Source organism: Pseudomonas brassicacearum subsp. brassicacearum (assembly GCF_008801605.1).
Lineage (GTDB): Bacteria > Pseudomonadota > Gammaproteobacteria > Pseudomonadales > Pseudomonadaceae > Aquipseudomonas > Aquipseudomonas brassicacearum.
Genome location: NZ_VZPJ01000006.1, coordinates 32,385 through 44,791, shown reverse-complemented (window position 1 = coordinate 44,791; position 12,407 = coordinate 32,385). Strand labels below are relative to the sequence as shown.

13 protein-coding genes are annotated in these 12,407 nt (G+C 63.3%); 9 read left to right on the top strand and 4 right to left on the bottom strand.

Annotation, left to right across the window (positions count from 1 at the left end):
* The first annotated feature begins 1 nt into the window (after position 1).
* From F7R20_RS15435 to F7R20_RS15415, 5 genes are all read left to right on the top strand, one after another.
* Positions 2-559, top strand: a complete 558-nt coding sequence (locus tag F7R20_RS15435) for an NUDIX hydrolase (protein WP_003197433.1) — start codon at positions 2-4, stop codon at positions 557-559.
* A 168-nt stretch (positions 560-727) separates the two neighbouring features.
* Positions 728-1,099 (top strand): translation initiation factor Sui1, encoded by a 372-nt coding sequence (locus F7R20_RS15430; protein WP_003197435.1) that lies wholly within the window; start codon positions 728-730, stop codon positions 1,097-1,099.
* 211 nt (positions 1,100-1,310) lie between these two features.
* Positions 1,311-3,224, top strand: a complete 1,914-nt coding sequence (speA, locus tag F7R20_RS15425) for an arginine decarboxylase (protein WP_003197437.1) — start codon at positions 1,311-1,313, stop codon at positions 3,222-3,224.
* Between the two features lie 280 nt (positions 3,225-3,504).
* Positions 3,505-4,812, top strand: coding sequence for a type VI secretion system Vgr family protein (locus F7R20_RS15420; protein ID WP_003197439.1), 1,308 nt, complete (start codon positions 3,505-3,507; stop codon positions 4,810-4,812).
* Entirely contained in the window at positions 4,809-5,606 is a 798-nt protein-coding gene (locus F7R20_RS15415) for a DUF4123 domain-containing protein (protein ID WP_003197443.1), read from the top strand. The genes F7R20_RS15420 and F7R20_RS15415 overlap by 4 nt, the downstream gene beginning before the upstream one ends.
* Before the next feature lie 3 nt (positions 5,607-5,609).
* Here F7R20_RS15415 and F7R20_RS15410 read toward each other — a convergent pair whose 3' ends face one another.
* A complete protein-coding gene (locus F7R20_RS15410; protein ID WP_003197445.1) occupies positions 5,610-6,959 on the bottom strand; it encodes an MATE family efflux transporter in 1,350 nt (449 codons plus the stop codon).
* Positions 6,960-7,169: 210 nt separating this feature from the next.
* The gene (locus tag F7R20_RS15405) at positions 7,170-7,463 is read right to left on the bottom strand and encodes a hypothetical protein (RefSeq protein WP_003197447.1); all 294 of its coding nucleotides are present in this window, start codon (positions 7,461-7,463) and stop codon (positions 7,170-7,172) included.
* 164 nt (positions 7,464-7,627) lie between these two features.
* On the opposite strand from F7R20_RS15405, the gene F7R20_RS15400 reads away from it, so the two are divergent.
* Genes F7R20_RS15400 through F7R20_RS15385 form a run of 4 tightly spaced genes read left to right on the top strand, consistent with a single transcriptional unit; the run spans position 7,628 to position 9,887 of the window.
* Positions 7,628-7,933 carry a MazG-like family protein gene (locus F7R20_RS15400; protein ID WP_003186192.1) on the top strand — a complete coding sequence of 102 codons (306 nt, stop codon included), beginning with the start codon at positions 7,628-7,630 and terminating at the stop codon, positions 7,931-7,933.
* Entirely contained in the window at positions 7,930-8,679 is a 750-nt protein-coding gene (locus F7R20_RS15395; RefSeq protein WP_003197449.1) for a methyltransferase domain-containing protein, read from the top strand. Before F7R20_RS15400 ends, F7R20_RS15395 begins: the two co-directional genes overlap by 4 nt.
* Positions 8,680-8,691: 12 nt before the next feature.
* Positions 8,692-9,309: a DUF4136 domain-containing protein gene (locus tag F7R20_RS15390; protein ID WP_003197451.1), complete on the top strand. Its 618-nt coding sequence runs from the start codon at positions 8,692-8,694 to the stop codon at positions 9,307-9,309.
* Between the two features lie 20 nt (positions 9,310-9,329).
* Positions 9,330-9,887, top strand: coding sequence for a DUF4136 domain-containing protein (locus F7R20_RS15385; RefSeq protein WP_003197453.1), 558 nt, complete (start codon positions 9,330-9,332; stop codon positions 9,885-9,887).
* 229 nt (positions 9,888-10,116) lie between these two features.
* On the opposite strand, the gene F7R20_RS15375 is transcribed toward F7R20_RS15385, so the two are convergent.
* On the bottom strand, positions 10,117-10,971 hold the full coding sequence (locus F7R20_RS15375; protein ID WP_003197455.1) for a MaoC family dehydratase: 855 nt from the start codon (positions 10,969-10,971) through the stop codon (positions 10,117-10,119).
* A gap of 2 nt (positions 10,972-10,973) precedes the next feature.
* Positions 10,974-12,326 carry a 3-oxoacyl-ACP reductase gene (locus tag F7R20_RS15370; RefSeq protein WP_003197457.1) on the bottom strand — a complete coding sequence of 451 codons (1,353 nt, stop codon included), beginning with the start codon at positions 12,324-12,326 and terminating at the stop codon, positions 10,974-10,976.
* Positions 12,327-12,407: the final 81 nt, after the last annotated feature.

Below are 12,407 nucleotides of genomic sequence, written 5' to 3'. Positions count from 1 at the left end.
CATGAGCGAAAGCCCCCGGGAGGTCGCTCATCGAGTGGCCTCGGATGCCGAGCTGATTGCGTGGGTCGATGAGCACGACAATCTGCTCGGCAGCGTGGTGCGCTCAGAGCTGCGTGAGCGTGGCCTGATCGGACGCGGCACCTACATCATGCTGTTCAATTCGTCCGGTGAGCTGTGTGTACATCGGCGCACCCTGAGCAAGGCCATCTACCCAGGTTTCTGGGACGTGGCGGCGGGGGGCATGGTGCAGGCCGATGAGACCTACGCCGAATCGGCTGCCCGTGAGTTGGCGGAAGAGCTGGGCGTGAGCGGCGTGGAACTGACCGCCCACGACCATTTCTATTTCGAAGACCCTGGCAGTCGCCTGTGGTGCTCGGCGTTCTCGGCGGTATGGGACGGCCCGTTGGTCCTGCAGCCCGAAGAAGTCCTCGAGGCGCGTTTCCTGCCCCTCGAGCAGGTGCTCGATGAAATCCAGCGCAAGCCTTACTGCCCGGACTCCCTGGCGGCGCTTGAACGCTATTTGCGCGTCCATGGCAGCGGCGTCGCAAAGAAGCTATAAATTGGCGCTGATTGGCCCTTAGCAAGTCGGCTTTTTGCCGTTACACTGCGCGACTTTTCAAGCTGAACCGTGTCTGCGGTCCAGTAGCGCTGCCCCTGCCTGAGTGGGGTTTCGCGGTCGAGGCATGTTCCCCCTCGACCAGTCTTTGTCCTCCCGAGAGGATTGCCGGTGGCCAAAAAAGCCGCATCCTTCGCCGCCCTGGGCGGCCTGGTATTTTCTACCGACGCCGGTCGTCATTGTCCTGATTGCCGTCAGCCGGTGGATGCCTGCATCTGCAAACAGACCGCCATCCCTGCCGGTGACGGCATTGCGCGCGTGCGCCGTGAAAGCAAAGGTCGCGGCGGCAAGACGGTGACCACGATCACTGGCGTGCCGTTGGCCGAAGACGCGCTCAAGGAGCTGGCCACCACGTTGAAGAAGCGCTGTGGCACCGGTGGTGCGTTGAAAGACGGCATCATCGAGATCCAGGGCGATCACGTCGAGCTGCTGCTGGCGGAACTGGTCAAGCACGGCTTCAAGGCAAAGAAATCCGGCGGCTAGCAGCCTCTGTGAAAACCACCCTCGGCTTGACCCGAACTCAACGTTCGAGGTCGCCCGCATGGTTTTCACAGAGCCTGTTCTGAACGGGTTTCTAAACTCATCGCTGGGAGCAGGGTCTACCTTGCTAACAGGCAATTCGTCATTTTCACTCTCTAGACTGCCCCAGCCTCCGACCGGATGGTGCATTTTGACTTCTTTATAGGGGACTTCGATGTCCGTACGACGCACACGCAAAGACGATGGCAGCCAATGGACAGTTGCGGACAGCCGCAGTGTTTACGGGATTCGCCATTGGGGGGCCGGGTATTTCGCGATCAATGAAGCCGGTCGCGTCGAAGTCCGTCCGAACGGTCCCGACAGCTCGCCCATCGACCTGTTCGAGCAAGTCGACCAGTTGCGCCAGAGCGGCCTGTCGCTGCCCTTGCTGGTGCGCTTCCCCGATATCCTGCAAGACCGTGTGCGCCAGCTCACCGGCGCCTTCGACAGCAACATCGCGCGCCTGGAATACCAGAGCAAGTACACCGCGCTCTATCCGATCAAGGTCAACCAGCAGGAAGCGGTGATCGAGAACATCATCGCCACCCAGAACGTCTCCATCGGCCTGGAAGCCGGTTCCAAGCCGGAGCTGCTGGCGGTCCTGGCCCTGGCGCCGAAGGGCGGCACCATCGTCTGCAACGGCTACAAGGACCGCGAATTCATCCGCCTGGCGCTGATGGGCCAGAAGCTCGGTCACAACGTCTTCATCGTCATCGAGAAAGAGTCCGAAGTCGGCCTGGTGATCGAAGAGGCGGCAACGCTCAAGGTCAAGCCGCAGGTCGGCTTGCGTGTGCGCCTGTCGTCCCTGGCGTCGAGCAAGTGGGCCGATACCGGTGGCGAGAAGTCCAAGTTCGGCTTGTCGGCCGCGCAACTGCTGTCGGTGGTCGAGCGCTTCCGCGCTGCCGGCCTGGACCAGGGCATTCGCCTGCTGCACTTCCACATGGGCTCGCAGATCGCCAACCTGGCGGACTACCAGCACGGCTTCAAGGAAGCGATCCGTTACTACGGTGAGCTGCGCAACCTCGGTCTGCCGGTGGATCACATCGACGTCGGCGGTGGCTTGGGTGTGGACTACGACGGCACGCACTCGCGCAATGCCAGTTCGATCAACTACGACATGGACGATTACGCCGGTGTCGTGGTCGGCATGCTCAAGGAGTTCTGCGATGCCCAGAGCCTGCCGCATCCGAACATCTTCTCCGAAAGCGGCCGCTCGCTGACCGCTCACCACGCCATGCTGGTGGTGCAGGTGACCGACGTCGAGAAACACAACGACGACGTGCCGGCGATCGACAACAAGCAGGAACTGCCGGAAACCGTGCAATGGCTGGTCGACCTGCTGGGCCCGACCGATATCGAGATGGTCACCGAGACTTACTGGCGCGCCACCCACTACATGAGCGACGTGGCGACCCAATATGCCGACGGCAAGCTGACCCTGGCCGAAAAAGCCTTGGCCGAGCAGTGCTACTTTGCGGTCTGCCGTCGCCTGCACAACTCGTTGAAGGCGCGCCAGCGCTCGCACCGCCAGGTGCTGGATGAGCTCAACGACAAGTTGGCCGACAAATACATCTGCAACTTCTCGGTGTTCCAGAGTCTGCCGGACACCTGGGCCATCGGCCAGGTGTTGCCGATCCTGCCGCTGCATCGCCTGGACGAAGAGCCGCTGCGCCGCGCCGTGCTGCAAGACTTGACCTGTGACTCCGACGGCAAGATCAAGCAGTACGTCGACGAGCAGAGCATCGAGACCAGCCTGCCGGTTCACGCACTCAAGCCGGATGAAGACTATCTGCTGGGCATCTTCCTGGTGGGCGCCTACCAGGAAATCCTCGGTGACATGCACAACCTGTTCGGTGACACCGACTCGGTGAACATCTACCAGAACGCCGATGGCAGCGTGTACCACGCCGGTATCGAAACCCACGACACCATCGAGGACATGCTGCGCTACGTGCACCTGTCGCCGGAGGAGTTGATGACTCACTACCGCGACAAGTGCGCCAGCGCCCGCATCAGCGCCGCTGAACGTACCCAGTTCCTCGATGCCTTGCGCCTGGGGCTGACGCGTTCGTCCTACCTGTCTTCCTGATAGAACCCTGTGGCGGGAGCAAGCTCCCTCGCCACAGGTTTATTTAACTGATCGGCAATGCCCTCCCGGGCTGTCAGAAAATGCACCGCACGCTGCGGGTTTTTTCGGACAGTCCCGGAGGGCGTTTTAATTTGTGCCGTCGTTATTTCTGAACGTCGGTGCATTTAACCGGCGATGTCCTTATTTCGTGTAGTCCCTTTCCTAACTTGTACTTGGCCCCTCTACTCGGCCATGGCTCTCGGCGAGAATCCCCGACCGCCCCTCCTGTAGAGAAACGCCGATGTCCGATCCAGCCAGCGAACCAGCCTTTCGTCTGGAGATAGCCGGTCTGCCCGAGCCTGTTGACGTCGTGGCCTTCACGGGTAGCGAAGCGATCAGCGAACCCTTCGTCTATGAAGCACAACTGTTGTTGCGCGACGCGAACCTGGACCTGGCGGGCCTGTTGTACCGCAGCGTCTGGTTGAGTTTCGGGACCCCAGGCCGAGGCATTCATGGGCAGCTTCATGAGTTGGTCCAACACCGTCATGGCGCCGGCTGCCGGGTGCGTATCGGGCCGAAGCTGGCCTGTCTGGCGCAGCGTTTCAGCCAGCGGGTCTTCAGCGCCCGTTCGGTGCCGCAGATCATTCGCCAGGTGCTCAAGGCCCATGGCATCAGTGGCCGCAGCCTGTGCCTGGACTTGAGTGGCGATTATCCGCTGCAGGATTTCTGTACCCAGTATCGAGAGTCGGACCTGCAGTTCCTGCAGCGCCTATGCGCCCAGGCGGGTATCCACTTTCATTTCGAACACACTCGGGACGGGCATTGCCTGGTGTTCGCTGATAATCCGCACAGTTTTCCCCCTGCCGGTAAGACGGGTTATGCGGACGACGATCCGATTGCCGCGGTGCGCTCCTTCAGCGTGCAAACCGATGTGTCGGGGGAGCAGGTCGCCCAGGGCCGCAGCGATTTGATGAACCTGCAGAGTGGTCAGGTGCTGACGCTGACGGCCCATCCGTTTGCCGGCTGGAACCGGCGCTGGCTGCTGACGAAGGTCGAGCACCGCGCACAGGCGGGGGTGTACGGCAATCATTTCAAGGCGATTCCCCGGGGCGTGCTGTTCGTGCCGGACGAGGTCCCTGCAAAACCACGCATGGTGAGCCGGCAACGTGGCTGGGTCGTGGCGGTGAATGAACCGCCGGAGCTGGGAGCGGGGCGCGTGGCGGTGCAGTTTGACTGGGTCTACCAGGGCGAAGGTTCCAGCCCCAGTCATTGCTGGCTGCCTTTGGCGCCCGAACTGGCCATGGGCGGGGCGGGCGCCTTGAGTGATGGCACCGAGGTGCTGGTGAGCTTTATCGAAGGCGATCCGGATCGGCCATTGATCAGTGCATTTCTGAATGCGCCTGCCCCAGTAGAGGTTGTGGATGAATCATCCACAGGCGAAACATATGGGCCGTCGGTTGCCGATCCGCGCCTGTTGTCTGCAATCCGGGACGCCGAGCCGCTGGTCTTGTTGTGCTTGTTGCCCGAAGGCGGGCCTTTCAGCCCCTGCGCCCAGCCACTGTGCACCTGCCGTATGCTCATGCGGCGCGGTGCGGGCATTGCTCGATGAACGCCGCGGCCCTGCCTGGATCAACGCCGCAATGGTTGCTGCTCGACGTACCGAGTGCGCCTGGCGCTGGGCGGCTTGTGCGCGCGCAGTTCGCCAAGGCCGGGTGCTTTGCCTTGTTTGAAAACACCGAGCTGCATGGGCTGCGAGAGCACGGTCCGCTGTTGGTGGATTTGCGCCATTCGCCTGCGCTGGCCAGCCTCTGTCATCTGGACCCACGTTCCTGGCCGGGGCTGTTGTTGGTCAGCCCATCGCCCGCTGCGCAATTGCTGGCGCATCTGCGGCGCATGCTGACGGTGACCCTGGGCCTGCATCACAAAGCGTTGTTGAGCTATTACAACCCGCACATCGCCAGCTACTTCTTCGACGGTTGCGACCCTCGGGAGCTCAGTTGTTGGCTGGGGCCGATCAGTTTGTTGCGCTGGTTTGGCGGCACCTGGGCCGACCGGGCGATCGGCAGCCAGGGTTGGCAACAACTGTCCAACCCGGGGCTGTCGGTGGCGGCGCTGGAGAAGGAGCACGGCCTCAGCGACCGACAACAGGGCCAGTTGCAACGATGCCTGCTGGAGCGTCACGCCTGGCAATGGTCCCGTGCTACCGGATGTGATTACCAGCGGCTCTGGGGGAATTTGCAGCAGGGCCTGGCGCTGGGGTTTACCGAGCGGGCGGTGCTCGATGACTGGCTGTGGCTGCGCCTGCAATACCCCGATGCGCGGCCAGTATCTGGCCTGGTGGGCGGTTCGCAGCGCGAGCGGTTCGAGCATCTGCGTCGGCGCTGGCAGGGCCGCCAGGATTGAGCGTTAGTGGGCAGATGCACCGAGCCAGCGATCGTGTCGCTGCAAGTGCCAGGCGAAAGCACCGAGGGTCAGGCTGCGCAGGGCCATGAACAGCAGGAAGGTGATCCACAGCCCATGGTTGCCCAACCCTTGCAGCGCCCAGGCGATGGGCAGCACCAGCAGCAGGGTCAGTAGCATGCCGTTGCGCATTTCCCGGGCACGGGTGGCGCCGATGAACAGCCCGTCGAGCAAGTAACTCCAGACCGCAATCAGTGGCAGGGCCGCCAGGTATGGCAGGTAGTGATAAGCGGTGGCGCGCACGTCGGGGATGTTGGTCTGCATGTCGATGAACAGGTGGCCGGCGAGCAGGAACAGCAGTGCAAAGCCCAGGCTGGCAATCAACGACCAGCCGCACGCCACCACCAGCGAGCGACGCAGGGCCAGGCGGTCGCGGGCGCCAATGGCATGGCCGCACAGCGCTTCGACGGCATGGGCCAGGCCGTCCAGGGCATGGGCTGTCAGCAACAGGCCGTTGAGCAGCAGGGCATTGGCCGCGACGGTCGCATCCCCCAGGCGTGCGCCTTGCACGGTGATCAGGAAAAACACCGCTTGCAGCGCCAGGCTGCGGATGAAAATGTCCCGGTTCACCGCCAGCAACGGGCGCCAGCTGTGCCACAGTCCCAGGGCGGCCCAGGCGATTTGCCCGGGCCAGGCGCGCAGTGTGTTGCGGGCCAGGGCCAGGCCGACCAGCGCGCCGGTCCACTCGGCGATTACCGACGCCCGGGCCGAGCCGGTCACGCCCCAGTCCAGGCCGATCACGAACCACAGGTTCAGGGCGATGTTGACCAGGTTGGTTACCAGCAGGATCGCCAGCGGGGCCCGGGCATTCTGGGCGCCGAGGAACCAGCCTACCAGCGCATAGCTGGCCAGCGCCGCCGGCAAGCCGAAGAGTCGGGTGTGGAAGAAGTCACGGGTCAACTGGTTGAGCTCGGCGGACGGCTGCATGAAGTGCAACGCCACGTCGCTCAATGGCACGCCGACGGCACCGAGCAGTACCGCCAACCCCATCGCCAACAGCAGTCCTTGCAACAACACTTGTCGCAACGCCGCCCCGTCACCACGTCCGGCGGCCTGGGCGGCGAACCCGGTGGTGCCCATGCGCAAGAAGCCCATGGCCCACGCCAGTACCGTATACAAACTCGCCCCGACCGCCACGGCGCCCAACTGATGAGCATGGGGCAAATGGCCGATGACGGTGCTGTCCACCAAGGCCACCAGCGGTACGGAAATGTTCGAGAGAATCATCGGCGCAGCCAGCGCCCAGACCCGGCGATGGGTAAGGCGGTCGCGCCAGTCGGTGGTCAGGTTGGACATGCGGGCTCCTTGATGGAGCGCGATTGTAGCGGGTTCTCGCATTGATCTTTCCCACGCTCCGCGTGTGAATGCCCCTAGGGACGCTCTGCGTTCGATCTCAAGAAAATCTGTGGGAACAAGGCTTGCCCGCGATGAAGATGACGCGGTCTTTCAGGGAACCGAGGCGCCTGTATCGCGAGCAAGCTTTGCTCCCACCCAGTGCTCTGGGCCCTAGTGAATGATCCAACTCAACAACCACAACCCCAGCACCAGCCAGATGATGCCCATGACGATCGAGGCCCGCATGAACGCGCGGATCGCCGAGTAGAGCAGCATCAGCCCGAGGATCAGCGCGATGATGCTGATGATCGAGGTGTCCATGCCCAGGGTGCGTGATAGCCCATCGACGAAGTTGCCGCCAGCATTGGCCAGGGTGTTGAACAAGCCGCTGAGCAGGTCGACGATGAAACGGATCACCGAACCGAGCGCCTGGCCGAGCCATTCGAAAAAGCTTTCTACCTGCATATGTGCATCCTGATGGGAGGGGATCCGAGCTGAGCCGTTGGCTCCTGATTGTAGGAGCTGTGGCGGCCGAGTTGGTTCGATTATGGGGCAAACCGTCGCTTCGTACCGAGACTCTTGCCTTCGCTGGTCATCCCCCTGAAGCTATGCGCATTCAGGAGAACCCGATGAACCTTGTTGAACTGACCGAACGCCTGCATGCCATTCGTGACCGTAACGATTGGCGGCAATTCCACAGCCCGAAAAACCTCGCCATGGCCGCCAGTGTGGAAATGGCCGAACTGGTGGAGATTTTCCAGTGGCTGACCGAGGACCAGTCGCGCCAGTTGCCGGCGGACAAACTGGCCCACGCCGGGCAGGAGGTCGGTGACATCGTGTTGTACCTGTTGCTGCTTTGCAGCGAACTGGGCCTGGACATGGACGCCGTGGTGCGCAGCAAGCTCGCCGACAGCGAACGGCGGTTCGGCCAATGAGCGACCGTCATTTCGATCAGCTCGCCACGCGCTTTGCGGAAAAAATCTACGGCGGGGCCAAGGGGGCGATCCGCCTGGCGGTGCTTCAGGCCGATCTGCTGGAAAGCTTGCCACAGCGTCCGTTGCGCGTGCTGGACATCGGCGCGGGCCTGGGCCACATGTCGTTGTGGCTGGCCGAGCGCGGTCACCAGGTGACCCTGGCCGAGCCGGCCGAGCCCATGCTCGAAGGCGCCCGCCAGCGCTTTGCCGAGGCGGGCCAGAGCGCCACGTTCATCCAGGCACCGTGGCAGGACCTGCTCGGCCAGCTCACCGAGCCTTACGACCTGGTGTTGTGTCACGCGGTGCTGGAATGGCTGGCTGAGCCCTATGCGATCCTGCCGGTGCTGCATCAACTCACAGTCCCGGGCGGCTGGCTGTCCCTGGCGTTCTACAACCGCGACGCGCTGGTCTATCGCAACCTGCTCAAGGGGCATTTTCGCAAGTTGCGCAAAAACGACATGGCCGGCGAAAAACAGAGCCTGACGCCGCAACAACCCCTTGATCCGCGAGAATTGGCGGCGCAACTTGAAGGCCTGTGGCAGGTCGAAAACCAGAGTGGTGTGCGGGTTTTCCATGACTACATGCCGGTGGAGTTCCAGGGCCGCGTGGAGCTTGCGCAGTTGCTGGAAATGGAACTGGCCCACCGTCGCCATCCGGCGTTTGCCGGGTTGGGACGTTATCTGCACTGGATCTGCCGTCCAGTGTGACCGGAGAGCGAAATGAAAGGTCGTTCAGGGTTGTTGATGCTGTGTCTGGGACTGGCGGCTTGCCAGGGCAGCAACCCCTATGTCGCCACGTCCAATCCGCTGCCGCCGGCGCCGCCCGAGGCCACCACGGTGTTTGACCGCAGTGCTTATCCTGCGCCGCCCCGTGACTACGGGCGCTACCGCAGTTGGGCCTGGCGCGACGGGCGCCTGCCGTCGGGTACCGCCTGGGCGGATTCGGCCCAGGTGGCCGAAGCGGTGAGCAATGCCCTGGACCAGCGTGGCCTGCGCCCGCTGCATGACAACCGTCCCGCCGACCTGTTCGTCAGCGCCGACCTGCGTCTGGAAACCCGCGTGCGCCAGGTCCGGGATGACTACGATGCCGGCTACTACGGCGGCTATAACCGTTATGACCGCTATGGTCCGGGTTATGGCATGTACCATCCGGTGCCGATGGTGCGCACGTATCAGGAGCAGGTCGTGGTGGTGCGGGTAGACCTGTTCGATGCCCGTACGGGGCAACCGGTGTGGAGCGCCAGCGCCGAGACCGGCCAGCGGGGCAGTCAGAGCGAGCGCACCGATGCCATTCGTGCGGCGGTGGAAAAAGCCATGTCGGCGTATCCTCCAAGTTGATTACGCAACGGAGAAAAACCATGTTTCGCCGTCTTGCTCTACTGGCCTTCACCCTGTTGCTGGGCGCTTGTGCCTCTAACCAGGTCAACCATGACTTCGACACCAGCCGCGATTTCGCGGCGTATCGCAGTTGGAGCTGGAAAGAGCCGGCGCTGCAATATCGCCCCGATGACCCTCGCATCAAGAGCGACCTGACCGAACAGCGGATCCGCCAGGCGGTTGCCGATCAACTCGACCAGCGCGGCCTGCGTCCGGCGGCTGGCGGGCATGGCGATGTACTGGTCCAGGCCTATTTGATCGTCGAGGACCGCCAGCAGCAGATCACCACCAACTACGGCGGCGGCGGTTGGGGCGGCCCTTGGAATGGCTATTGGGGCGGACCGATGTACAACGAAACCCGCAACATCAGCTACAAGGTCGCCACCGTGCAGATCGACCTGCTCGATGGCAAGGACGGCAAGCTGGTGTGGCGTGGCAGTGACGAACAACTGCTCAGCAACTCCCCCAACCCGACTGACCGCAACACGGCCGTGCGCGAGACGGTGGGACGGATCCTGTCCAACTACCCGCCGCGTTGACCACGACGTATTCAAGATGGATGTGAGCTGACCCACCGCCATCGCGAGCAAGCTCGCTCCCACAGGGATTTTGTGGCGGACACCTGTTCTGTGAACACCCCGGAACAAACTGTGGGAGCGAGCTTGCTCGCGAAGACGGCCGAACAGTCAACATTGATGCAGACTGACCCACCGCTTTCGCGAGCAAGCCCGCTCCCACAGGGATTTACGGTGAACACCATCGACTTGCTCAGGCAACCGGCCGCCACTCTCCTACCATATGCTCCAAACCCCCAGCCCCTACCAGTTGCAGTTGCCCACTGGACCCCGCCGCGCTCGACAGCAGTATCACCTCACTGGGCAGGCGCACCGGTTTCTTGAAGGTCACATCGATCTCGATGTTGGCCTCGGGCAGGTGGTCATCCAGCGCCGCCAAGGTCCGGGCCTTGTTCCACAGGCCATGGGCGATGGCGGTGGGGAAGCCGAACAACCGGGCGCTGATGCCGCTCAGGTGAATCGGGTTGTAGTCGCCGGACACCTTGGCGTATTGCCGGCCGATGTCCGTTGGTGCGGTCCAGCGTGCGACTTCAATCAAGGACAGGCTGGCCTGCGGCGAGTCCTCCACGAGTGCCCCTTCGAGCTGGACGCCTTTGCACAGCATCTGGCTCTGGGCCTCCCATAGCGGCCCCAACTGATCATCGAGGCGGGTCACCAGGTCGAATACCGCGCCCTTGGGGTGGGCTTGAAGATTCTCGACATTGACGCTGGCCCGCACCTGGCCAACCCCGCCCATGGGCCGCAATACACGAATGCGGTTGCTCAAGTGGATCAGCCCCAGCAGTGGGAATGGAAAATTCCGTGCGGTGAGCAATTGCATTTGCAGGGCAAACGCCAAGACGTGGGGATAGGTCGACGGCAGCAGTCCGTTATCGACGAAACCGCAGACTTTGCGATAGGCCGCCAGGCGTTGCGGGTCGACTTGAAGCACTTGACGCAGTCCTTCCTCGGGCAGGGTCGTTCCGGTGACCTTGCGTCGTGTCACCGCTTTCCAGTAAAGCCCGGACATGGAGGACGGGCTGCTGACTTCCTGCCATTGGATCGTCATGGTCACGCTCCCAGAAGGCTTTGCCCGCATACCCGCAGCGCCTGCCCGGTCACGGCGCCCGTGCCCGGTTGCGCGAGCCAGGCCACGGCTTCGGCGACATCCTGGGGCAGGCCGCCCTGGCCCAGGGAGCTCATGCGCCGCCCGGCTTCGCGCAAGGCGAAGGGGATGTCGGCGGTCATGCGGGTTTCAATGAAGCCCGGCGCCACGGCGTTGATGCTGATACCGCGTGGCTGCAGCACCGGCGCCCAGGCCTGAGCCAGGCCGATCAGTCCGGCCTTGCTCGCCGCATAGTTGGTCTGCCCACGGTTGCCGGCAATGCCGCTGATGGACGCCAGCAGAATCACCCGGCCATTGTCGCGCAGGGTGCCGCTGTCGAGCAGGGCCTTGGTCAGCACTTGCGGGGCGTTGAGGTTGACGGCCAGTACCGCGTCCCAGAACTCCGGGGTCATGTTGGCGAGGGTCTTGTCCCGGGTGATGCCGGCGTTATGCACCACGATGTCGACGCCGTCGGGCAGGTGCCCGATCAACTGTGCGGCGGCGTCTTCGGCGCAGATATCCAGCGTGACGCTGCGTCCGCTCAGGCGTGCCGCCAGGGCGTCGAGGTCGGTCTTGGCTTGCGGGACGTCCAGGAGGATCACGTCGGCGCCATCGCGGGCCAGGGTTTCGGCGATGGAGGCGCCGATCCCGCGGGCTGCGCCAGTGACCAGCGCCTTGAGCCCCGTGAGCGGTCGGGTCCAGTCCTGGACCTGGGTGTCACAGGCGTTGAGACGAATGACCTGCCCGGAGATGAAGGCGCTCTTGGGCGACAGGAAAAACCGCAGCGCACCTTCCAGCTGGGCTTCGGCGCCGTCGCCGACGTACAGCAGTTGCAGCGTCCCGCCGTGGCGCAGCTCTTTGGCCAGGGAACGGCTGAAACCCTCCAGCGCTCGCTGGGCACTGGCGGCGAACGGGTCGGCAAGTTTTTCCGGCGCGCGACCGAGGATGACGACATGGGCGCTGTGGTCGAGGTTTTTCATCAGCGGCTGGAAAAATTCCCGCAGCTGCTTGAACTGGTCGGCCTGCACCAAATGGCTGGCGTCGTACACCACCGCCTTGATTTTCGGGCCGTGGCCAGGGATCCACTCGGTGGCCAGGGTCGGCTCGCCGCCGTAGATGAAGATGGTATCGGTCAGGCGCTTGGCAAACGTACCGATCTGCTCGGTCAACGGCCCGCCGCCCAGTAGCAATGCGCCTTCGATCGGCCGCAGGCGCCCGGCCTGCCAGCGTTCCAGGCGTACCGGCGATGGCAGGCCGAGGGACCCGACCATGCGCCGGCCAATGGGCGAGTTGGCAAAGTCGATATAACGGTCAGACATGGAACACACTCCGGCTGATGAGGTTCCAAGTGTGGACCATGATTGGCAATCAGTCGTTCGATTGGCGAGATAAAGCCTAAG

Coding starts and splice junctions, on each gene's coding strand:
- F7R20_RS15435 (WP_003197433.1), top strand. CDS start 2: ATGAGCGAAAGCCCCCGGGAGGTCGCTCATCGAGTGGCCTCGGATGCC.
- speA (WP_003197437.1), top strand. CDS start 1,311: ATGTCCGTACGACGCACACGCAAAGACGATGGCAGCCAATGGACAGTT.
- F7R20_RS15420 (WP_003197439.1), top strand. CDS start 3,505: ATGTCCGATCCAGCCAGCGAACCAGCCTTTCGTCTGGAGATAGCCGGT.
- F7R20_RS15415 (WP_003197443.1), top strand. CDS start 4,809: ATGAACGCCGCGGCCCTGCCTGGATCAACGCCGCAATGGTTGCTGCTC.
- F7R20_RS15410 (WP_003197445.1), bottom strand. CDS start 6,959: ATGTCCAACCTGACCACCGACTGGCGCGACCGCCTTACCCATCGCCGG.
- F7R20_RS15405 (WP_003197447.1), bottom strand. CDS start 7,463: ATGCAGGTAGAAAGCTTTTTCGAATGGCTCGGCCAGGCGCTCGGTTCG.
- F7R20_RS15400 (WP_003186192.1), top strand. CDS start 7,628: ATGAACCTTGTTGAACTGACCGAACGCCTGCATGCCATTCGTGACCGT.
- F7R20_RS15395 (WP_003197449.1), top strand. CDS start 7,930: ATGAGCGACCGTCATTTCGATCAGCTCGCCACGCGCTTTGCGGAAAAA.
- F7R20_RS15390 (WP_003197451.1), top strand. CDS start 8,692: ATGAAAGGTCGTTCAGGGTTGTTGATGCTGTGTCTGGGACTGGCGGCT.
- F7R20_RS15385 (WP_003197453.1), top strand. CDS start 9,330: ATGTTTCGCCGTCTTGCTCTACTGGCCTTCACCCTGTTGCTGGGCGCT.
- F7R20_RS15375 (WP_003197455.1), bottom strand. CDS start 10,971: ATGACGATCCAATGGCAGGAAGTCAGCAGCCCGTCCTCCATGTCCGGG.
- F7R20_RS15370 (WP_003197457.1), bottom strand. CDS start 12,326: ATGTCTGACCGTTATATCGACTTTGCCAACTCGCCCATTGGCCGGCGC.